This window comes from Amycolatopsis thermoflava N1165 (genome assembly GCF_000473265.1).
GTDB lineage: Bacteria > Actinomycetota > Actinomycetes > Mycobacteriales > Pseudonocardiaceae > Amycolatopsis_E > Amycolatopsis_E thermoflava.
Genome location: NZ_KI421511.1, coordinates 3,852,726 through 3,872,761, shown reverse-complemented (window position 1 = coordinate 3,872,761; position 20,036 = coordinate 3,852,726). Strand labels below are relative to the sequence as shown.

At 72.7% G+C, this 20,036-nt stretch carries 16 protein-coding genes; 13 read left to right on the top strand and 3 right to left on the bottom strand.

From position 1 onward, the window contains the following. Window positions 1-47: 47 nt before the first annotated feature. From AMYTH_RS0119070 to AMYTH_RS0119060, 3 genes are read left to right on the top strand one after another with little or no spacing between them, the layout of a single operon-like run. Window positions 48-959, top strand: coding sequence for an ABC transporter ATP-binding protein (locus AMYTH_RS0119070; protein WP_051362750.1), 912 nt, complete (start codon window positions 48-50; stop codon window positions 957-959). Beyond that, on the top strand, window positions 959-1,762 hold the full coding sequence (locus tag AMYTH_RS0119065; RefSeq protein WP_027931662.1) for an ABC transporter permease: 804 nt from the start codon (window positions 959-961) through the stop codon (window positions 1,760-1,762). The genes AMYTH_RS0119070 and AMYTH_RS0119065 overlap by 1 nt, the downstream gene beginning before the upstream one ends. Window positions 1,763-1,820: 58 nt before the next feature. Then, on the top strand, window positions 1,821-2,648 hold the full coding sequence (locus tag AMYTH_RS0119060) for an ABC transporter permease (protein ID WP_027931661.1): 828 nt from the start codon (window positions 1,821-1,823) through the stop codon (window positions 2,646-2,648). A gap of 558 nt (window positions 2,649-3,206) precedes the next feature. Here the strand turns inward: AMYTH_RS0119060 and AMYTH_RS0119055 are convergent. Next, the gene (locus tag AMYTH_RS0119055; RefSeq protein WP_027931660.1) at window positions 3,207-4,514 is read right to left on the bottom strand and encodes a S8 family peptidase; all 1,308 of its coding nucleotides are present in this window, start codon (window positions 4,512-4,514) and stop codon (window positions 3,207-3,209) included. A gap of 524 nt (window positions 4,515-5,038) precedes the next feature. On the opposite strand from AMYTH_RS0119055, the gene AMYTH_RS0119050 reads away from it, so the two are divergent. The 5 genes from AMYTH_RS0119050 to proB all read left to right on the top strand — a co-directional run bounded on the left by AMYTH_RS0119050 (window position 5,039) and on the right by proB (window position 11,845). Next, the gene (locus AMYTH_RS0119050) at window positions 5,039-8,419 is read left to right on the top strand and encodes an Rne/Rng family ribonuclease (protein WP_027931659.1); all 3,381 of its coding nucleotides are present in this window, start codon (window positions 5,039-5,041) and stop codon (window positions 8,417-8,419) included. Between the two features lie 155 nt (window positions 8,420-8,574). After that, window positions 8,575-8,889 carry a 50S ribosomal protein L21 gene (gene rplU, locus AMYTH_RS0119045; protein WP_017987730.1) on the top strand — a complete coding sequence of 105 codons (315 nt, stop codon included), beginning with the start codon at window positions 8,575-8,577 and terminating at the stop codon, window positions 8,887-8,889. 15 nt (window positions 8,890-8,904) lie between these two features. Continuing rightward, window positions 8,905-9,162, top strand: a complete 258-nt coding sequence (gene rpmA / locus AMYTH_RS0119040; protein WP_017987731.1) for a 50S ribosomal protein L27 — start codon at window positions 8,905-8,907, stop codon at window positions 9,160-9,162. 119 nt (window positions 9,163-9,281) lie between these two features. After that, window positions 9,282-10,739, top strand: a complete 1,458-nt coding sequence (obgE, locus tag AMYTH_RS0119035) for a GTPase ObgE (RefSeq protein WP_017987732.1) — start codon at window positions 9,282-9,284, stop codon at window positions 10,737-10,739. Beyond that, window positions 10,736-11,845, top strand: a complete 1,110-nt coding sequence (proB, locus tag AMYTH_RS0119030) for a glutamate 5-kinase (protein WP_017987733.1) — start codon at window positions 10,736-10,738, stop codon at window positions 11,843-11,845. Before obgE ends, proB begins: the two co-directional genes overlap by 4 nt. Here the strand turns inward: proB and AMYTH_RS0119025 are convergent. Further along, window positions 11,842-13,131 (bottom strand): MFS transporter, encoded by a 1,290-nt coding sequence (locus AMYTH_RS0119025; RefSeq protein WP_027931658.1) that lies wholly within the window; start codon window positions 13,129-13,131, stop codon window positions 11,842-11,844. The two genes, proB and AMYTH_RS0119025, sit on opposite strands and share 4 nt — an antisense overlap. A 1,230-nt stretch (window positions 13,132-14,361) precedes the next feature. Further along, entirely contained in the window at window positions 14,362-16,467 is a 2,106-nt protein-coding gene (locus AMYTH_RS0119020) for a RecQ family ATP-dependent DNA helicase (RefSeq protein ID WP_027931657.1), read from the bottom strand. 264 nt (window positions 16,468-16,731) lie between these two features. Between AMYTH_RS0119020 and nadD the strand changes: the two genes are divergently transcribed. The 5 genes from nadD to AMYTH_RS0118995 all read left to right on the top strand — a co-directional run bounded on the left by nadD (window position 16,732) and on the right by AMYTH_RS0118995 (window position 20,006). Beyond that, window positions 16,732-17,325, top strand: a complete 594-nt coding sequence (gene nadD / locus AMYTH_RS0119015; RefSeq protein WP_081617688.1) for a nicotinate-nucleotide adenylyltransferase — start codon at window positions 16,732-16,734, stop codon at window positions 17,323-17,325. A 73-nt stretch (window positions 17,326-17,398) separates the two neighbouring features. Further along, window positions 17,399-17,788: a ribosome silencing factor gene (gene rsfS / locus AMYTH_RS0119010; RefSeq protein WP_027931656.1), complete on the top strand. Its 390-nt coding sequence runs from the start codon at window positions 17,399-17,401 to the stop codon at window positions 17,786-17,788. Further along, entirely contained in the window at window positions 17,785-18,396 is a 612-nt protein-coding gene (locus tag AMYTH_RS0119005; protein WP_027931655.1) for a histidine phosphatase family protein, read from the top strand. The genes rsfS and AMYTH_RS0119005 overlap by 4 nt, the downstream gene beginning before the upstream one ends. Window position 18,397: 1 nt before the next feature. Beyond that, window positions 18,398-19,132: a diglucosylglycerate octanoyltransferase gene (gene octT / locus AMYTH_RS0119000; protein WP_027931654.1), complete on the top strand. Its 735-nt coding sequence runs from the start codon at window positions 18,398-18,400 to the stop codon at window positions 19,130-19,132. 10 nt (window positions 19,133-19,142) lie between these two features. Then, window positions 19,143-20,006, top strand: a complete 864-nt coding sequence (locus tag AMYTH_RS0118995) for a DegV family protein (RefSeq protein WP_027931653.1) — start codon at window positions 19,143-19,145, stop codon at window positions 20,004-20,006. Window positions 20,007-20,036: the final 30 nt, after the last annotated feature.

Below are 20,036 nucleotides of genomic sequence, written 5' to 3'. Positions count from 1 at the left end.
AACTGTCGGTGCCCGGTCGTACTGTGCTTGGTGTGGACGAACCGAGCATGGTGCAGGCCAAGGCGCTGGTGAAGCGCTTCGGCGACTTCGAAGCGGTGCGGGGGATCGACGTCGAGGTCCGGCGCGGGGAGGCGTTCGGCTTCCTCGGGCCCAACGGTGCCGGGAAGTCGTCGACGATGCGGATGATCGCGTCGGTGTCGCCGCGGTCCGACGGTGATCTGAAGGTCCTCGGCATGGACCCGAACGTCGAGGGCCCGCGCATCCGCGCCCGGCTCGGGGTGGTGCCGCAGCAGGACAACCTCGACAACGAGCTGACGGTGCGGCAGAACCTGCACGTCTACGGCCGCTACTTCGGACTGTCCAGGGCGCACGTGCGGCGCAAGGCGGTCGAGCTGATGGAGTTCGCGCAGCTGTCCGACCGGGCCGAGGACGAGGTGGAGCCGTTGTCCGGCGGCATGAAACGCCGGCTGACCATCGCCCGCGCCCTGGTCAACGATCCCGAGCTGCTGCTGCTCGACGAACCGACCACCGGGCTGGACCCGCAGGCGCGGCACCTGTTGTGGGACAAGCTGTTCCGCTTGAAGGCGCAGGGCGTCACGCTGATCATCACCACGCACTACATGGACGAGGCCGAGCAGCTGTGCGACCGGCTCGTGGTCATGGACGGCGGCCGGATCGTGGCCGAGGGCTCGCCCGCCGAGCTGATCCTGCGGTACTCCACCCGCGAGGTGGTGGAGCTGCGGTTCGCGCCGGGGGAGGAGGTGCCCGCGGACCGGGTGGCCGACCTGGCCGACCGGGTCGAGGTGCTGCCCGACCGCCTGCTGCTGTACACCGCGGCGGGCGAGGCTGCGCTGGAGCAGGTGCACCAGCGCAGGGTGCGGCCGCTGTCGTCGCTGGTGCGGCGGAGCACGCTGGAGGACGTCTTCCTGCGCCTGACCGGACGGACACTGGTGGACTGATGAGCGTTTCGTCGACGGGCCGGGTCGTCCCGGCGTGGCAGGGCGCGTGGTTGCGCGTCGAGGGGTACTGGGCGTGGTACCGCCGGTACTGGAAGTCCAATGTGTACTCGACCGGCCTGCAGCCGCTGTTGTTCCTGCTGGCGATGGGGCTCGGGTTCGGCTCGCAGGTGCAGGCCGGGCCCGCCACCGGCGGTCTGTCCTATGTGCACTACATCGCGCCCGCGCTGCTGGTGTCGGCGGCGATGCAGAACGCGGTGGGGGAGTCGACGTACCCGGTGCTGTCCGGGTTCAAGTGGCAGAAGGACTACCTGGCGGTCACGGCGACGCCGGTGTCGCCGGGGCAGGTGCTCGGCGGGCACCTGATCTGGGTGACGTTGCGGCTGTTGCTGTCCGGCGCGGTGTACGCACTGATCGCGGTGCCGTTCGGGGCGTGGCTGAACGCCGGGGCGGCGCTGGTCGTGGTGGTCGGAGCGGTGACCGGCCTGGCGTGTGCCGCGCCGGTGACGGCCCTGGCCGCGACGACGTACGACGAGGGCGTCCGGTTCAACGCCGTGTTCCGGTTCGTGGTGATGCCGATGACGTTATTCGCGGGCACGTTCTTCCCGATCGAGCAGATCCCGGTGGCGCTGCGCTGGCTCGCCTGGATCTCCCCGCTGTGGCACGGCAACGAACTCGCGCGGGGCGTCACCCTCGGCGGCCTGGAGCCGCTGCCCGCGCTCGGTCACCTGGCCTTCCTGGCAGCGCTGTTCACCGTGGGGGCGGTGCTGGCGCGCCGCTACTTCTACCGTCGCCTGGTGGTGTGACGATGCCCGCCTGCTCCCCACCGACCACCCGACTCCGGCCGACCACGCGAGAGCCCCGATGACCACACTCACCGAAACCCCGCGCCGCGGCGTCCTCCTCCGGATCCTGCCGCCCGGCCTCTACGCGGGCCGTGCCAGCAAACTCGTCGAGCGCTCGATCCTGGCCTACTCGCGCATGTGGCTGGTCTTCGCGTCCGGCGTGCTGGAGCCGCTCCTCTACCTCGTCGCGTTCCAGATCGGCTTCGGCAGGCTCGTCGGCGACGCCACCGGCCCGGATGGGCAGCCGATGAGCTACGTCGCGTTCGTCGCGCCCGCCCTGCTCGCCTCGTCCGCCATGAACGGCGCCGTCTTCGACAGCACGTTCAACGTGTTCTTCAAGTTCCGCTACGCCAAGACCTACGACGCGATGCTGGCCACCCCGATCGGCCCGCTGGACATCGCGATCGGCGAGATCTCGTGGGCCGTCCTGCGCGGCGGGCTCTACTCGGTCGCGTTCTTCGCCGTGATGGCCGCGATGGGCCTGGTCACCTCGCCGTGGGCGTTGCTGCTGATCCCGGTCGCGCTGTTGATCGCGCTGGCCTTCGCGGCGATCGGCATGGCCTGCGCGACGTTCCTTCGCTCGACGTCCCAGTTCGACTACATCCAGCTGGCCGTCGTCCCGATGTTCCTGTTCTCCACGACGTTCTACCCGCTGTCGGTCTACCCCGGGCCGCTGCAGGTGGTGGTGCAGTGCTCGCCGCTCTACCACGGAATCCAGCTGATGCGGGAATTCGCGGTCGGCGCCCTGCACCCGGGCATGATCGGCCACGTCGCCTACCTCGTGGCGCTGGCGATACTCGGCATCTGGGGCGCGGCCCGCCGCCTCAGCGGGCTGCTGCTGCGCTGACCCGTGCCGGGTGAGGTGCCCGCCGGCCGCGCCCGTTGCCGCCGCCTCGGGGCGCCCTGCACCCCGGCATGGTCGGTCACGTCGTCACTTGATGGCGCGGCCGGGCATCCGGAGCACGGCTCAGCGCCTCAGCGGGCTGCTCCTGCGCCAGCCCGTGCCCGTTCTCGCGCGAAAGCGCCGAACCACCTCGTACCCCGGCATGGTCCGGTCATGTCGCCTATTTGGTGGCGCGGTGCTGGGCGTCTGGAGCGCGGCCCACCGCCTCAGCGGGCTGCTCCCCGCGTCGAGACCCGTGCCCGGTGAGGTGGTAGCCCGCTGGGCACGGCACCGGCCGCGCCCGTTGCCGCCTCGGGGCGCCCTGCGCGCCGGCATGGTCGGTCACGTCGTCACTTGATGGCGCGGCCGGGCATCCGGAGCGCGGCCCACCGCCTCAGCCGGCTGCTCCTGCGCCAGCCTGTGCCCGCTGTCGCGGGAAAGCGCCGGACCCAGCACCCGGCGTGATCGGCCACACCGCCTCACAAATGGCGCGGTCCTGGCCATCCGGCGCACGGCCCACCGTCAGCCGGCGCCGACCCGCACCATCCCGTGCCCGTAGAAGCCGTTGTAGCCGGTGTACCCGGCGCAGAACGCGTCCTGCCGCCCGTCGCCGGTGAGGTCGTAGTCGGCGGGGCAGGGCACCGGCCGCGCGCGTTCCTCCAGCGCGCGCCGCAGCTGCCGGGCCGTCGACCCGGGCCGCTCGGCCGCGAGCACCGCCGCCGCGCCGGCCACGTGCGGCGCGGCCATCGAGGTGCCGCACATTTCGCCGTACCCGCCGGGCGTGGTGGACAGCACGCACCTGCCGCGGTCGCCCCCCGGCGCGGTCAGGTCGACCACACCGAGCCCGTACGAGCTGTACCCGGCTTTCACCTCGTCCGGCCCGACCGCCGACACGGCCACCACGTCCCGCAACGCGGCCGGCAACGCGTCGCACCCGCCCGCCCGGGACGCCGGGGTCAGGTCCACGGCGTCGTTCGTCGCCGCGGCCACGTTCACCGTGCCCCGCGACGCCGAGTAGGCCAGCGCCCGGCCGACCGCCTCGCGCACCGCCTCGCGCTCCGGTGACCAGGTGCACGACGAAGCCCACGTGTTGATCGCGAAGCTGCTGTTGGTGACCGCCATCCCGCGCTCGGCCGCCCACATCAGCCCGCACACCACGGCTTCCGGGGTGACCAGGCCCCGGTCGTCGATGACCTTGACCGACGCCACCCGCGTCCCCGGCGCGACCCCGGTCGTGCCGCGCCCGTCGTCGGCCGCGGCGATGATCCCGGCGACGTGCGTGCCGTGCGCCGACGTCGTGGCCCGCCACGCGCTCTTGGCCGGGTCGGGCACACCGCTCAGGCAGCCGGCCGAGTCGCCCCGGTCCAGCGCGTCCACGAGGTCGGGGTGGTCCGGGTCGATGCCCGAGTCCAGGACGCCGACCACGACGTCCGGGCTGCCCGCGCCGGGCCCGCCCACCGCGGCGAGGTTCCACTGGTCACCGGCGCGGTCCACGGACGGCACCTCCGACGGCGTTGTCGCGCGCAGGCCGGGCCGCACCGGCCGCTGCCCGGCCCGCCGCTCGTTCTGTGCGCTGTAGGCACGCCCGGGGCCGATCCGCGGCGCGAAGTCCGGGTCGCCGGAGGTGGCGACGCCCACACCGATCTGCGGGTGGTATCCGGTCAGCTGCCCGCACGCGGCCCGCGTTTGGGCCCGGGCCGTGGGTTCGGGCGTGTCGCGGTCGAAGACGACCAGGTAACGCACGTCGCGCCCGCTGTCCGAGCACGCCTGCTCCGGCTCCGCCGCCGCATGGGCCGGCGCCACCACCAGCACGGCGCACGCCACCGCCACCAGTGATCGTCCGAAGCCGGGCAACGGGGACCTCCAACAGGGCGAACAGCGGCCGGGGAGCCGTCGGCGTCCTGCCGCACGCTAAGCCACCCCGCGCGGCGGCGACAAGCGCACGCCGCAAGTTCGCCCGGCCGTGGTCACGTGCCTGTTGGCACCGAGTACGCCGCACCGGACGCACCGTGTGGGATACTCGGCTTGGCTGCTTCCGCCGACACGCCCGCGACCTGCGGTCCGTCCGGGGGTTGCGGTCCGGAGACAGGCCGGAAGAGCGCCAGGTCGTCGCCGCCAGGAACCACCTGGGTGGCTCGACGAGCGGCAGGCGGGCGGGAACCGCCGGCTCGGACGGCCCGTCACCGAGCGGACCTGCCATCGGCGGGTGCCGGACCCCGGCACCGTCGGGGCGAGACGAGGCACAGGATTCCCGCCGGCGGTGACCACCCCGGCGGAACAGACAGGAAGGGCCCCTGTGCGGCCGCGTCCGCCAGCCCAAGCGGCTGGGACGCGCCCGGGGGCGGAGGAGATGTATGTCGAACGCGGACACACCCGCCGAGAACACCGGCGGGAACACCGCCCTACCCGCAACCGGCCCGCTGGGCGAGTTGCCGCCCCGCGTCCGGGTGCACGCCCTGGCGAAGCTGCTCGGCTCCAACAGCCGGGTCGTGCTGGCGAAGCTCACCGAACTGGGTGAGACGGCGCGCAGCGCGCAGTCGAGCGTGCCGCGGGAGGTCGCGGTGAAGGTCGCCGAGGCGCTCGCCCCGGCCGACGAGCAGGCCGCCGAGGAGGCGGCTGCCCCCGAGGCGGTCGCCCCGGCCGAGGACGCGGCGCCCGACGCCGTTCCGGAGAGCACGCCCGAGCCGGTCGTCGAGACACCGGCCGCCCCCGAGCCCGCCACCCAGGCGACGCCGGAACCCGAGACCGCGCCTGCGGCCGCGGCGCCCGAACCCGTTGCCGAGCCCGAGCCGGTCCGGCAGCCGCAGCGCCCGCCGCACATGCCGGTCTTCGCGGCCCCGTCGCCGGTGTTCCTGCCGCCGGAGGCCGGCGCCGTCGAGGAGGAGCCCGCCCCCAAGGCGGAGCGGGCCGCCGAGGTCAAGCCGGTGGACGAGGACGCCGACGAGGGTGAGGACGGCGCGGGCCGCCGTCGCCGCCGCCGGGGCCGTCGCGGCCGTGGCCGGGGCAAGGGCGGCGACGAGAACGCCACCGAGACCACCGAGGCCGACGAGACCGCGCCGGCCGAGGAGACCGCCAAGGCCGAGGACGAGGACACCGCCGACGAGGGCGAGCCGTCCGAGGACACCGACGAGACCGAGGGGTCGAGCCGTCGTCGCCGTCGCCGTCGCCGCCGCAAGGGCTCGGACGGGGACAGCGCCGACTCGACCACCGACGACCCGCCGAACACCGTCGTCCACGTCCGCGAGGCGAAGGCCGACGAGAAGAGCAGCAGCAGCTCGGACGGCGTGCGCAGCGTCCGCGGCTCCACGCGCCTGGAGGCGAAGCGCCAGCGCCGCCGGGACGGCCGCGAGGCGGGCCGTCGCCGCGCGCCGATCCTGTCCGAGGCCGAGTTCCTGGCCCGCCGCGAGTCGGTCGAGCGGACGATGGTGGTCGCCGAGCGCGGCGAGCACACCCAGATCGGCGTGCTCGAGGACGGTGTCCTGGTCGAGCACTTCGTGACGTCGCAGGGCAGCGGCTCGATCGTCGGCAACGTCTACCTGGGCCGCGTCCAGAACGTGCTGCCCTCGATGGAGGCCGCGTTCGTCGACATCGGCCGGGGCCGCAACGCCGTGCTCTACGCGGGTGAGGTCGACTGGGACGCCGCCGGCCTGGAGGGCAAGTCCCGCAAGATCGAGCAGGCCCTGTCCACCGGTGACAACGTGCTGGTGCAGGTCACCAAGGACCCGGTCGGGCACAAGGGCGCCCGGCTGACCACCCAGATCTCGCTGCCGGGCCGTTTCCTGGTCTACATGCCGTCGGGCGGCGCCACCGGCATCTCGCGCAAGCTGCCGGAGAACGAGCGGCGGCGGCTGAAGGACATCCTCAAGCGGATCGTCCCCGAGGACGCCGGCGTGATCATCCGCACCGCGTCGGAGGGCATCAGCGAGGAGGAGCTGGAGCGCGACGTCCGGCGGCTGAAGGCGCAGTGGGAGGTCGTCAAGGAGAAGGCCGACGCGGCCACCTCCGGCAAGAAGTCGTCCGCCCCGGTGATGCTCTACGAGGAGCCGGACCTGCTGGTCAAGGTGGTCCGCGACCTGTTCACCGAGGACTTCGTCTCGCTCGAGGTCCAGGGCGACACGGCGTGGGAGACCATCCGCGCCTACGTCGAGCACGTCGCGCCGGACCTCACCCCCCGGCTCAAGCGCTACGTCGGCACCGGTGACGTGCTGGCCGAGCACCGCATCGACGAGCAGCTCACCAAGGCGCTGGACCGCAAGGTGTGGCTGCCCTCGGGTGGTTACCTGGTCATCGACCGCACCGAGGCGATGACGGTGATCGACGTCAACACCGGCAAGTTCACCGGTTCGGGCGGCAACCTCGAGGAGACGGTCACCCGCAACAACCTGGAGTCGGCCGAGGAGATCGTGCGCCAGCTGCGGCTGCGCGACATCGGCGGCATCATCGTGATCGACTTCATCGACATGGTGCTGGAGTCCAACCGCGAGCTGGTGCTCAAGCGGCTGACCGAGTGCCTCGGCCGGGACCGCACGCGCCACCAGGTCGCCGAGGTCACCTCGCTGGGCCTGGTGCAGATGACCCGCAAGAAGATCGGCACCGGCCTGCTCGAAGCGTTCTCCACGACCTGCGAGCACTGCAAGGGCCGCGGCGTCATCGTCTCGACCGAGCCGGTGAAGTCGGGCAACGGCGGCAACGGCGGCGGTCACCAGCACGGCGGTGGCGGCGGCGGTTCGCGCCGGTCGCGCGGCCGGGCCAAGGTCGAGGAGCCGCAGGCGGAGAAGACGCCCGAGCCCTCGCCGGTGCAGCGGGAGAGCACGATCTCAGCCGTCGAGGCCATGGCCAAGGCCGCGAAGATCGCCTCGACGAAGACCGAAGGCGGCGACAAGGCGGAGACGGGCGCGGCCCCGGCCGACGCGGCGCCCGCCGAGGCCCACGCCGGCGCGGAGAACGCCGCCTCGTCCGGCAGCGACCGCTCCGAGCGGCGGTCCCGCTCCCGTGGGAAGGCCCGCGCGGAGACGGCCCAGCCCGAAGCCCAGACCCAGCCGAACGCGACGGTCCAGCCCGAGGCAGCACCCCAGCCGGAGACCGCGGGTGCGCCCAGCTCGCAGGCCGAGACCAGGCCGGAGGGCGCTCCTGCTGAGGCGCAGCCGCAGTCCGGGACGGCCCACGAGGCAGCTGCTCAGCCCGCGCTTCAGGCCGACGCAGCGGCTCCGTTCGCGCAGGCCGGTTCCGAGGCGCAGCCCGCGCCGTCGGAGCAGCCCGCGGCGCAGGCCCGTCCCGAGAAGCAGCCTGGAGCAACGACCCAGCCTGTGGCGCAGGCCCAGGGCGGGGCGGCGCAGGCCGGCCCGGAAGGCGCGGTCGAGCCCCCGGTCGAGGCGCAGCCCTCGCCGGAGGCAGCGGCGCAGCCGCAGACCGATGAGCCGGCCGCCGCGGAGCAGGCGAAGCCCTCCCGCGCCCGGACCCGACGCGTCGCCCGCAGGCCCGCGGCGCCCCCGGAGCCGGTCCAGGCCACCACCGAGACGCCCCAGGTCACCACCGTCCCGGCCGGCCCCGTGGCCGGCGGGCCGGCGCCCACCCTGGAAACGTCCAGCCCGGAAGCCACCGGGCAGGAGGACTCCGGCGAGGCGTCGCCCGAGGTCAGCGTGCCCACCCCGGCCACCAGGACGGCCCGCAGGCGCCCGCGCCGCGCGGCCTCCCGTCCGGCCGGGCCGCCGGTGCACGCGTCGGACCAGAGCTGATCCACCTACGTGAGCCCCGGTGTCAACCGGCACCGGGGCGTCACGTAACCTGTAAGACGGCCCGTCCCCGGACGGGCTATGGCGCGATCACCGGACCGCACACAGCGGGACGTGGCGCAAGCCCTCACCCATTGTCGAGTTAGCAGGAGACTTCCGTGTCGGCGTACGCGATCGTCAAGACCGGCGGCAAGCAGTACAAGGTGGCCGTCGGCGACGTCGTCGAGGTCGAGAAGCTCGAGGGCAAGCCGGGCACCGAGCACTCTTTCCCCGCCGTGCTGTACGTCGACGGCAGCGATGTCACGGCGGATGCCGAAGCACTCGCGAAGATCTCGGTCACCGGCAAGGTCGTCGAGCAGACCAAGGGTCCCAAGATCCGCATCCACAAGTTCAAGAACAAGACCGGCTACCACAAGCGGCAGGGTCACCGTCAGAAGCTGACCCGCGTCGAGGTCACCGGAATCACGAAGTAAGGAGCTGCAGGAGCCATGGCACACAAGAAGGGTGCGTCCAGCTCCCGCAACGGGCGCGACTCCAACCCCCAGTACCTCGGCGTGAAGCGCTACGGCGGTCAGCTCGTGAACGCCGGTGAGATCCTGGTCCGCCAGCGCGGCACCAAGTTCCACCCCGGCCTGAACGTCGGCCGTGGCGGCGACGACACGCTGTTCGCCCTCGCGGCGGGCACCGTCGAGTTCGGCGCGAAGCGTGGCCGCAAGACGGTCAACATCGTCCCGGCCGAGGCCTGAGGGTCCGGCTAGACAACCCAGCACCTTCAGCGAGGGGCGGGCCCGGAACAGATCCGGTCCCGCCCCTTGTTGCTGAAGATGGCTGATATCCCTCCGAAGAAACGAGAAGAGGCTTCACGATGGCGTCCCGGTTCGTTGACCGCGCGGTGATCCACGTCGCCGCGGGCGACGGCGGGCACGGCTGTGCCTCGATCCACCGCGAGAAGTTCAAGCCGCTCGGCGGCCCCGACGGGGGCAACGGCGGCAACGGCGGCGACGTGCGACTCGTCGTCGACCCGAACGTGCACACGCTGCTCGACTTCCACTTCCACCCGCACGCCAAGGCCACCAACGGCCGCCAGGGCCAGGGCAGCCACCGCGCGGGCGCGGCAGGCGAGACCCTGGAGCTCAAGGTGCCCGACGGCACCGTCGTGATGTCCGAGGACGGCGAGGTCCTGGCGGACCTGGTCGGTCCGGGCACGACGTTCGTCGCCGCCCAGGGCGGCCGCGGCGGCCTCGGCAACGCGGCGCTGGCGTCCAAGGCGCGCAAGGCGCCCGGGTTCGCGCTGCTCGGCGAGCCCGGCGAGGAGCGCAGCCTCGTGCTGGAGCTGCGTTCGGTCGCCGACGCCGGTCTGCTCGGCTTCCCGTCGGCAGGCAAGTCGTCGCTGATCTCGGTGCTGTCCGCGGCCAAGCCGAAGATCGCCGACTACCCGTTCACGACGCTGGTGCCGAACCTCGGCGTGGTGAACGCGGGCGACACCGTGTTCACGATGGCCGACGTGCCCGGTCTGATCCCCGGCGCGAGCGAGGGCAAGGGCCTCGGCCTGGACTTCCTCCGCCACATCGAACGCTGCGCGGTGCTGGTGCACGTCGTCGACTGCGCGACCTACGACCCGGGCCGCGACCCGGTGTCCGACGTGGACGCGCTGGAGGCCGAGCTGGCCCGCTACACCCCGGCGCTCGGCGGCGAGCTGGACTCCCGGCCGCGGGTCGTGGTGCTCAACAAGATCGACGTGCCGGACGCGGCCGAGCTGGCCGAGATGGTGCGTGGCGAGTTCGAGGCGCGCGGCCTGCCGGTGTTCGAGGTTTCCACGGTGACCCGCCAGGGCCTGCGTGAGCTGACCTTCGCGCTCGCCAAGGAGGTCGAGAAGTACCGGGCGGCGCAGCCGGAGGCGGAGCCGACGCGGATCGTGCTGCGGCCGGTGGCGGTCGACGACTCGGGCTTCACCATCGAGGAGGACCCGGAGGAGCCGGGCGGCTTCATCGTGCGTGGCGCGCGCCCCGAGCGGTGGATCCGGCAGACCGACTTCGGCAACGACGAGGCCGTGGGCTACCTCGCGGACCGGCTCAACCGGCTGGGTGTCGAGGACGCACTGGCCAAGCGCGGAGCCGAGCCGGGCTGCCCGGTGACGATCGGCAACATCACCTTCGAGTGGGAGCCCTCCACGCCGGGCGTGGCGGCGCGCATGACGGGCCGGGGCACCGACGCGCGGCTGGAGCAGAACAACCGCGTGTCGGCCGCCGAGCGCAAGGAAGCCCGGCGCATCCGCCGTGACGGGCCGGACCAGCCCGAGGACGAGGACGCGACAGCACGATGAGCGTGGCCCGCAAAGCCGTCGCGGCGGCGGAACGGCTGGTCGTCAAAGTCGGCTCGTCGGCGCTGACCACCGCTGGTGACGGGCTCGACGTGACGCGGCTGAACGCGCTGGTCGACGCCATCGCGGCGCGGATCGCGCAGGGCAGCCAGATCGTGCTGGTGTCCTCGGGTGCGATCGGCGCCGGGCTGGCGCCGCTCGCGCTCGGCAAGCGGCCGCGGGACCTGGCGACCCAGCAGGCCGCGGCGAGTGTCGGCCAGTTGCAGCTCGCACACGCCTACGCGGAGTCGTTCGGCCGGTACGCCCTGACGGTGGGTCAGGTGCTGCTCACTTCCGACGACGTCGTGCGGCGCGCGCACTACCGCAACGCGCAGCGGACTTTCTCCCGCCTGCTGGCGCTGGGCGCGGTGCCGGTGGTCAACGAGAACGACACGGTGGCCACCGAGGAGATCAAGTTCGGCGACAACGACCGCCTGGCGGCGCTGGTGGCGCACCTGGTCGGCGCCGACGCCCTGGTCCTGTTGTCCGATGTGGACGGTCTGTACGACGGGGATCCGCGGTCGGGTTCGACGCGGCGCATCGCCGAGGTGACCGGCCCGGCGGACTTGGAGGGCATCGCTGTCGGCATGTCCAGTTCGGGGCTCGGCACGGGCGGGATGGTGTCGAAGCTGGCCGCGGCGCGCACGGCCGCGTCAGCGGGGATCCCCGTGCTGCTGGCCGCGGCGTCGGACGCTTCGCGGGCGTTGTCGACGGCCGAGGTCGGCACCGCGTTCCGGGCGGCCGACAGCCGGCTGTCCGCGCGCCGGTTCTGGCTCGGCTACGCGGCGGGGACGCGGGGTCGTCTGCACCTGGACGACGGTGCGGTGGCCGCGGTGGTGCGCCGGCGCCGGTCGTTGCTGGCGGCGGGGGTCACCGGTGTCGATGGTGATTTCGAGGCGGGCGACGTGGTGGAGCTGGTCGACGCCGCGCAGCGTGTGGTTGCCCGTGGTGTGGTGGCGTTCGACGCGGGGGAGTTGCCCGAGCTGATCGGCCGGTCCAGCCATGAGCTGCCGGAGGAGCAGCGGCGGGAGGTCGTGCACGCCGACGATCTGGTGCCGTTCCGCCGTTAACGCAGTTCCGTGCCCTTCGTTTCGGGGAGGGTGAGCAGCACGAGGAACGCGATCACCGCGCCGGCCGCAACGTACCAGAAGAACAGGATCGACGCCCCGGCCGCGGAGAGCGCGCTGATGACCAGCGGTGCGGTGCCGCCGAACACGGCGACGGTGAGGTTGTACCAGGCGCCGATGCCGAGGCCGCGCAGTTCGGTGGGGAACAGTTCGCTCATGATCGCGGGCGCGAGGCTGGACAGGGCGGCGTAGAGCCCGAGGCCGACGCAGAAGACGACGAGCAGGTTGCCGAGGCCGGGTTTGACCAGTGTGGACAGCGGCACGATGAGGATCGCGGTGGCCGCGGACCACGCGAACAGCTGGGGTTTGCGGCCGATGCGGTCGGAGAGCGCGCCGTAGGGGTACTGGAGTGCGACGAACAGCGCGGTGCCGATGGACAGGGCGAGGAAGACGTCGACGTCGTTGGCGTGGCGGGTCTTGACCGCGAAGGGCGTGAGGGCGCTGAAGAACGTGTAGTAGCACAGGGTCGACAGCATCGTGATGCCGACGAGCTGGCCGACGGCCTTGGGGTGTTCGCGCAGGGTGGTCAGCAGCGGGCGGCGGACGCGTTGCGCGCGGCCCTTGTTCTGCTCGAACTGTTCGGTCTCGGAGAGGCTGCGGCGTAGCCACAGGCCGACGATGCCGAGGACGCCGCCGAGCAGGAACGGGATGCGCCAGCCGTAGGAGCTCATGGCGGCCTTGTCCATGGTGCGGGCGAGGACGAACCCGAGCACGGACGCGAGCAGCACCGCGGAGCCGGTGGAGATGTAGAAGAAGGAGGAGTAGCGCCCCCGCCACTTCGGCGGCGCGATCTCACCGAGGTAGGCGGAGGCGTTGGACACTTCGCCCCCGAGGGACAGCCCCTGCGCGATGCGTGCGAGGAGCAGCAGGATCGGTGCCAGCCAGCCGACTTGCTGGAAGGTGGGCAGGATCGCGATGACGATGGAGCCGCCCGCCATGAGCGTGATGGTGAGAATCATGGCCGGCTTGCGGCCGCGCACGTCGGCGAACCGGCCGAGCAGCAGACCGCCGAGGGGCCGGAAGAAGAAGGCGAGCGCGTAGGTGGCGAACGTGTTGATCTGGGCGAGCAGGTCGTTGCCCGCGGGGAAGAACGCGGTGGCGAAGTAGATGCTGAACGTCGCGTAGATCGTCCAGTCGAACCACTCCAGCGCGTTGCCGACGCTGGCCGCGAACAACTTCCGGACGGGCAGCCGGTGCCGGACTGCTGTGCCCACCTTCGACTCGACCATGGCGCACCTCCACGTTCACCCGATGGGGTCGGACAATGCCACACCTCGGCCGCGACCGAAAGATTCTTTTCTGCCGGGAACCTGCTGAGCTGCGCTTTTCTCCCCGGGCGATGTCGAAGTGACACCCACGTGGCCGATGCACCCACACCACGACCTCACCCGCGCTCGCGGCACCACCCGACCCGCCGTCGGGACGCGGCCGATGCACCCACACCACGACCCCACCCGCGGCCGCGGCACCACCCGACCCGCCTCGGGGACGCCACGCGGCCCGCCGTCGGTGTGCCATGCGACCGGCCGTCAGGGTGCCATGCGGCCCGACGGCGGGTGGCAGCTGGCCCGTCGTCGGGGCGTGACCCGGCCCACCGCGGCCCGCCGTCGGGGCCGTGACGCGGCCGCCATCGGTGCGCCGCCTGGCCCGCCGTTCGGGCCGTGACGCGCCCGTCGGGGCGCCGCCCAGCCCGCCGGTCGGGGCGCCGCTTGGCCGGCAGTGCCGCCCAGTGGCCCCGCAGCCTGTCCGGCCCGCAGTGCTGCCGGGCGAACCTTGCCGCCTCAGCGGCCCGGGCCCTGCCAGGGCGAGTCTCGCCGCTTGCCCCGCGGGCCGCTCGGCGCGCGAGGCCGGGGGCGAGCTTTGCCGCTTGGCCTGCAGCCTATCCGGCCCGCAGTGCTGCCGGGCGAGCCGTGCCGCCTGCCCGATGGTGCCGCTGGGTGACGCGTGCTGTCCGGCCAGTCGGGCGTGCCCAGCCTGGAGAGTCGCAGCGCTGCCGTGCCACGTCGCCCGCCAGGCGCCAAGCCGAGGCCTGCTGCCCGGGGCAGCGGGGCTTGCCCGGCCCGGAGCTGGCCGCGCGGTCAGCTGTGCCGCCCCGGGTGGTGGGTGGCGAGCTGTGCCGCTCCGGCTGGCGGGGTGCGTGGCTAGCCGTGCCGCCCGACTAGCAGGGAGGGCTGCGCCTGCTGCGATACCGATGGGCCTGCCGTGCCGCCAGGCGTGGCCTCAGTGCCACCAGGGCGCTGTCTTGATCGGCGCCGATCAGGCCCGCCGCCGCGCGCCGCGCCGTCCTGGTCGGCCCTGGCCAATGTGGCCGGCTGGCGAGGCTGTCGCTGAGCGAGGTGCCGTGCCGGACTGACCTGCCATCACATCTCTCCGGCGCACGCTGGTGGCCAAAGCGTTGCGCCGCCGTGCTCTCCAAGGCTGGGCGTCGCGATCAAGAATTCCCTGTCAAGTCCCTCCCTTCAGTTCGTGCTCGCCAGTGCGAAAGGCAGCACTGCAGGCGCCCCGCCCTGACGCAGGAGCCGGGCGGCCAGCGTCATGCTCCAGCCGGTGTCCACGAGATCGTCCACGAGCAACACCGGACCCTCCACACCGGACAACTCCGCGACCAGCGCACCCGGCACCGCAAGCGTTTGCCACAGGTCCGCGACCCGCTGTGCGCTGTTCGCCCGGCGTGGACGCCCGCCCCGGCTCTCCAATGCGCCCAGGAAGCGCAGCCGCCCGATCTGCGCCAGCCGGGTCGCCAGGTCGTGCACCAGGCGCGGTCGGGTCGCGGAGGGCATCGCCACCACTGCCTCCGGCCGCTGGTCCCACCGCCAGGACGCCAGAACCTGGACGCACGCCTGGAAAATGCGGTCCGGCACCTCGCCGTCGGCGGCCCGCTCGCCGACCAGCTCGCGCAACGGCCCGCCCCACCCGACGTCCGTCAGCCGTCCAAGCGTGCGTCCCGGCTCGGCCAGCTCACCCTTCCCGATCCGCCCGGACAGCGGCACGTCGAGCGAAGCCATACCCGTCGGCCACTGGCGACGCGGGCTCACCTCGACCCCCGGCCGCCGGAGCCGCTCGTCGGTCTTTTCCACCGCCTCCGCCGAAACGGTGACGTCCCGATGCTCACCCGTGCAGTTGTCGCACCGGCCGCACGGTTCGGCGAACGGGTCGTCGAGCTGGCGACGCAGGAACTCCATCCGGCACGAAGTGGTGGCCTGGTACTCCAGCATCGCCTGCTGTTCCGCCCGCCGCGCCTCGGCGACGCGCTCGTACCGTTCGCGTTCGTACTGCCAGTCCTGCCCCGTCGCCTCCCATCCGCCTTTGACGCGCCGCACCGCGCCGTCCACGTCGAGCACCTTCAGCACCATCTCCAGCCGGGACCTGGACAGTTCGACCATCGGCTCCAGCGCCACCGTCGACAGTGGCCGGTCGGCGTAGGCGAGCGCGTTCAGCACCTGGTTGACGCGCTGCTCGTCCGGGAACGCGAGCGAGGAGAAGTACCGCCAGATCTCGGCGTCCTCCGCGCCCGGCAGGAGGATCACCTCGGCCCGCCGCACGCCACGGCCGGCACGGCCGACCTGCTGGTAGTAAGCGATCGGCGAGGACGGCGCCCCGACGTGGACGACAAAACCGAGGTCGGGCTTGTCGAACCCCATGCCCAGCGCGGACGTCGCCACGAGCGCCTTGACCCGGTTGGCCAGCAGGTCGTCCTCGGCCGCCTCGCGATCGGCCGGCTCGGTCTTGCCCGTGTACGCCGTGACCGGGAACCCGCGCTCGCGCAACATCTCCGCGATATCGTGCGCCGCGGCGACGGTGAGCGTGTAGATGATCCCGCAACCCGGCAGCTCGCCGAGCCGGTCCGCCAGCCACGCCAGCCGCGCCTGCGGGGTGGGCAGCTTCGCGACCGACAGGTGCAGGCTCTCCCGGTCGAGCGGACCGCGCAGCACCAGCGTGTCTCCGCCCTGACCGAGCCCGAGCTGTTCGGCGACGTCGGTGACCACCCGGTCGTTGGCGGTGGCCGTGGTCGCCAGCACGGGCACATCCTCGGGCAGCCCCGCGAGCAGCGTGCGCAGGCGGCGGTAGTCCGGCCGGAAGTCGTGACCCCAGTCGGAGATGCAGTGGGCCTCGTCGACGACGAGCAGGCCGGCCGTGGTGGTCAGTTTCGGTAATACCGTGTCGCGGAAGTCGGGGTTGTTCAGCCGCTCCGGGCTCACCAGCAGCACGTCGATCTCGCCGGCGGCGATGCGCGCCTGCACGTCGTCCCACTCCTGCTGGTTGGCCGAGTTCATCGTCGCCGCGTGGATGCCTGCCCGCCCGGCCGCTGCGATCTGGTTGCGCATCAGCGCCAGCAGCGGGGAGATGATGACCGTCGGACCCGCCCCCCGCTCGCGGAGCAGGGCCGTGGCCAGGAAGTACACGGCCGACTTGCCCCAGCCAGTGCGCTGCACGACGAGAGCGCGCCGGTGGTGGGCGACCAGGGCCTCGATGGCTGTCCACTGGTCGTCGCGCAGGGTCGCGCCGTCTCCGGCCAGTGCCCGGAGCAGCGTTTCGGCGCGTTCGCGCAGGAGGTGAAGGTCCACGGGTCAACGTCTACCCGAAGGCTGCGACGAAACCGAGCCGAGTACCGCACGAGTGGACCAGTCGTCGAGTAATGTGACGCAAGACACAGCGAATGTCCGCATCAGGACGCCCGAACGGCCGAGTCTCCTAGTTGTCGGGGTTCACTTGCGGGTTCGCCGGCGCCTCCGGAGGTTCCCCTCGAACCGCCGGCGGAGCGAGGCGCGCGGGTGCTGTTACCGGGGAGCGGGGCAGTACCCGCGCACTCGCGCTTCTACGATCCGTTCATGTCACCACGCCGAATCGGGGTCATGGGCGGCACGTTCGACCCCGTCCACCACGGCCACCTTGTCGCGGCCAGTGAGGTGCAGTCCCGGTTCGACCTCGACGAAGTGATCTTCGTGCCGACCGGCCAGCCGTGGCAGAAGTCCGGCAGGCAGGTCACCAGGGCCGAGGACCGGTACCTCATGACCGTCATCGCCACCGCCTCCAACCCGGTCTTCTCCGTGAGCCGGGTGGACATCGACCGTGGCGGCGAGACCTACACCGTCGACACCCTGCGTGACCTCAAGGCGGAGTACCCCGAGGACGAACTCTTCTTCATCACCGGCGCCGACGCGCTGGAGCAGATCCTGACCTGGCACAACGCCGACGAGCTGTTCACCCTCGCGCACTTCATCGGCGTCACCAGGCCCGGGTACAAGCTCAACGACCACCACCTGCCCAGCGGCAAGGTGAGCCTGGTCGAGGTGACCGCCATGGCCATCTCCTCGACCGGCTGCCGCGAACGCGTCGAGCACGGCGAACCGATCTGGTACCTGGTGCCCGACGGCGTCGTCCGGTACATCGACAAGCGCGGGCTGTACCGCAAGCCTGCCTGACACGCCGCCGGGGCCGCGGACGGCGGCAGGTACCCTCGGTGGACCGACGGTCTCAGGATGAGGGAGCACAGGAGTGGCAGCGACGTCCCAGGCACGTGACATCGCGACCGTGGCGGCGTACGCCGCCGCGGACAAGAAGGCCACCGACGTGGTGGTGCTGGACGTCTCCGAGCAGCTCGTCATCACCGACGTGTTCGTCATCGCCTCGGCGCCCAACGAGCGCCAGGTGGGGGCCATCGTCGACAACGTCGAGGAGAAGCTGCGGGAGGCCGGGCACAAGCCGGTCCGCCGCGAAGGCGCGCGCGAGGGCCGCTGGGTCCTGCTCGACTTCGTCGACGTCGTGGTCCACGTGCAGCACGACGAGGAGCGCTCGTTCTACGGCATCGAGCGGCTGTGGAAGGACTGCCCCCGCATCGAGGTCGACGGGCTCGCCGAGGCCGTCGACGCCGGGGACGCCTCGTGAGTTTCCGGCGCCTCGTGCTGTGGCGTCACGGGGAGACCGACTACAACGCCGCCGGCCGCATGCAGGGCCACCTGGACTCGGCGCTCACCGAGGTGGGCTGGAACCAGGCCCGCTTCGCCGCGCCCGCGCTCGCCCGCTTCCAGCCCGACCTGGTCATCTCGTCCGACCTGCACCGGGCCATGGACACCGCGACGGTGCTCACCGAGGCGATCGGGGTGCCGTTGCGCATCGACAAGCGCCTGCGGGAGACCCACCTCGGCGAGTGGCAGGGGCTGACCGGCGCCGAGGTCGACGAGGGCTGGCCCGGCGACCGCGCCATCTGGCGCGTGGACGCCACCTGGGCGCCCCCGGGCGGCGAGTCCCGGGTCGAGGTCGCCGAGCGCGCCTCCGAGGTCGTCAGCGACCTGCTGGCCAGTGACGACCCGGGTGATACCGTGCTGCTGGCCGCGCACGGCGGCCTGATCACGGCGCTCACCGGCAAGTTGCTGGCCCTGCCCGTCGCGGCGTGGCCGCAGCTCGGCGGGATCGGCAACTGCCACTGGGTCGAGCTGGGCCTGCGCGACGGTCACTGGCGGCTGCACGCCTACAACGCCGGAATGCTCGGCTGAGATGCCGAGTCTGCTGGTCTTCGGGGACTCGCTGAGTTTCCAGGGCCCGGAAAGCCCCTGCGCGGCCGACGAGCCGCGACTGTGGCCGAACATCGCCGCCTCGGCGCTCGGCGGTAGCGCGGAGCTCGTGGCGTCCGCGGGCTGGACGGCGCGCGACGCGTGGTGGGCGATGATCGGCGACCCGCGGGTGTGGGCCGATCTGAAGCACGCCGACGTCGTGGTGCTGGCCGTGGGAAGCATGGACACGCTGCCGTCGCCGCTCCCGACCTACCTGCGCGGCGGGCTGCGTTACCTCCGGCCGTCCGGGCTCCGCCGCGCCGTCCGCAAGGCGTACCTGGCCGCCCAGCCCCGGCTGGCGGTCGCGATGCGTGGCCGCCCGCGGGTCCTGCCCGCGAAGCTGACCGTGCACTACCTGGACCGGGCGGTCTACGCGCTGCGCATCCTGCGGCCGGAGCTGCCGATCGTGGCCGTCCTGCCCAGCGTCCATCGCGCGTCGTCCTACGGCAACGTGCACACCGGCCGGGAGGAGACGGCGGCCGCGATCGCCGCCTGGTCGCTGCGGGTGGACGTGCCCTTGCTCAACCTGGCGGAGGTCGTGGGGGAGCACGTCCTGAGCGGCCGCGGCAACCCGGACGGGATGCACTGGGGCTGGGAGGGGCACGCGCTCGTGGGCAAGGCGATGGCCGCGTTGATCGGTCCGCTCCTGGCCCCCGGCGAATCGCCCGCCGGCACGTAGGCTGACCGTCGTGCCGGTTGCCGTCATCACGGATTCCACCGCCCATCTGCCCGAGGGCTTCGCCGAGCGCCACGCCCTGCGCGTCGTCCCGCTGCACGTGCTCATCGACGGGGTCGCCGCGCTCGACGGTGTCGAGGTGGGGGCGGCGGCGCTCGCCGAGGCGCTGGGGCAGCGCCGGATCGTGACCACGTCGCGGCCGACACCTGGCGAGTTCGCCAAGGCCTTCCGCGAAGCGCTGGAGGCGGGCGCGGACTCGGTCGTGTCGATCCACCTGTCCAGCGAGATCTCCGGGACCTGGGAGTCCGCGGTGCTGGCCGCGCAGGAGGTCGGGCCGGACCTGGTGCGGGTCGTCGACTCGCGGGGAACCGCGATGGGACTGGGGTTCGCGGCGTTGCACGCGGCGCGCGCGGCGTCGGCCGGCGCGTCGGCGGCCCAGGTGGAAGCGGCCGCGACGGCGGCCGTGCGCTGTTCGGAGACCCTGTTCGTGGTCGAGACGCTGGAGTACCTGCGGCGGGGTGGCCGGATCGGCGCGGCGGCGGCGCTGCTGGGCACCGCGCTGGCCATGAAACCGGTGCTGCACCTGGACGACGGCCGGATCCAGCCGCTGGAGAAGGTGCGCACGATGAACCGCGCCACCGCGCGGCTGGTCGAGCTCGCCGAGGAGGCCGCGCGCGGGGAGCCGGTCGAGGTCGCCGTGCACCACCTCGCCTCGCCGCGGCGGGCGGTGGAACTGGCGAACCGCATCGAGGAGCGGCTGACCGTCGTCGACGGTTGCGTGGTGTCGGAACTGGGTGCCGTGATCGGCGCACACACCGGGCCCGGTGTGGTCGGCGTTGTGGTGCAACGGAATCCCGGCGGGCCGGGAAGCCGCTGAGCTTCCTGCGGGGGCTCACGAACCGTTCTT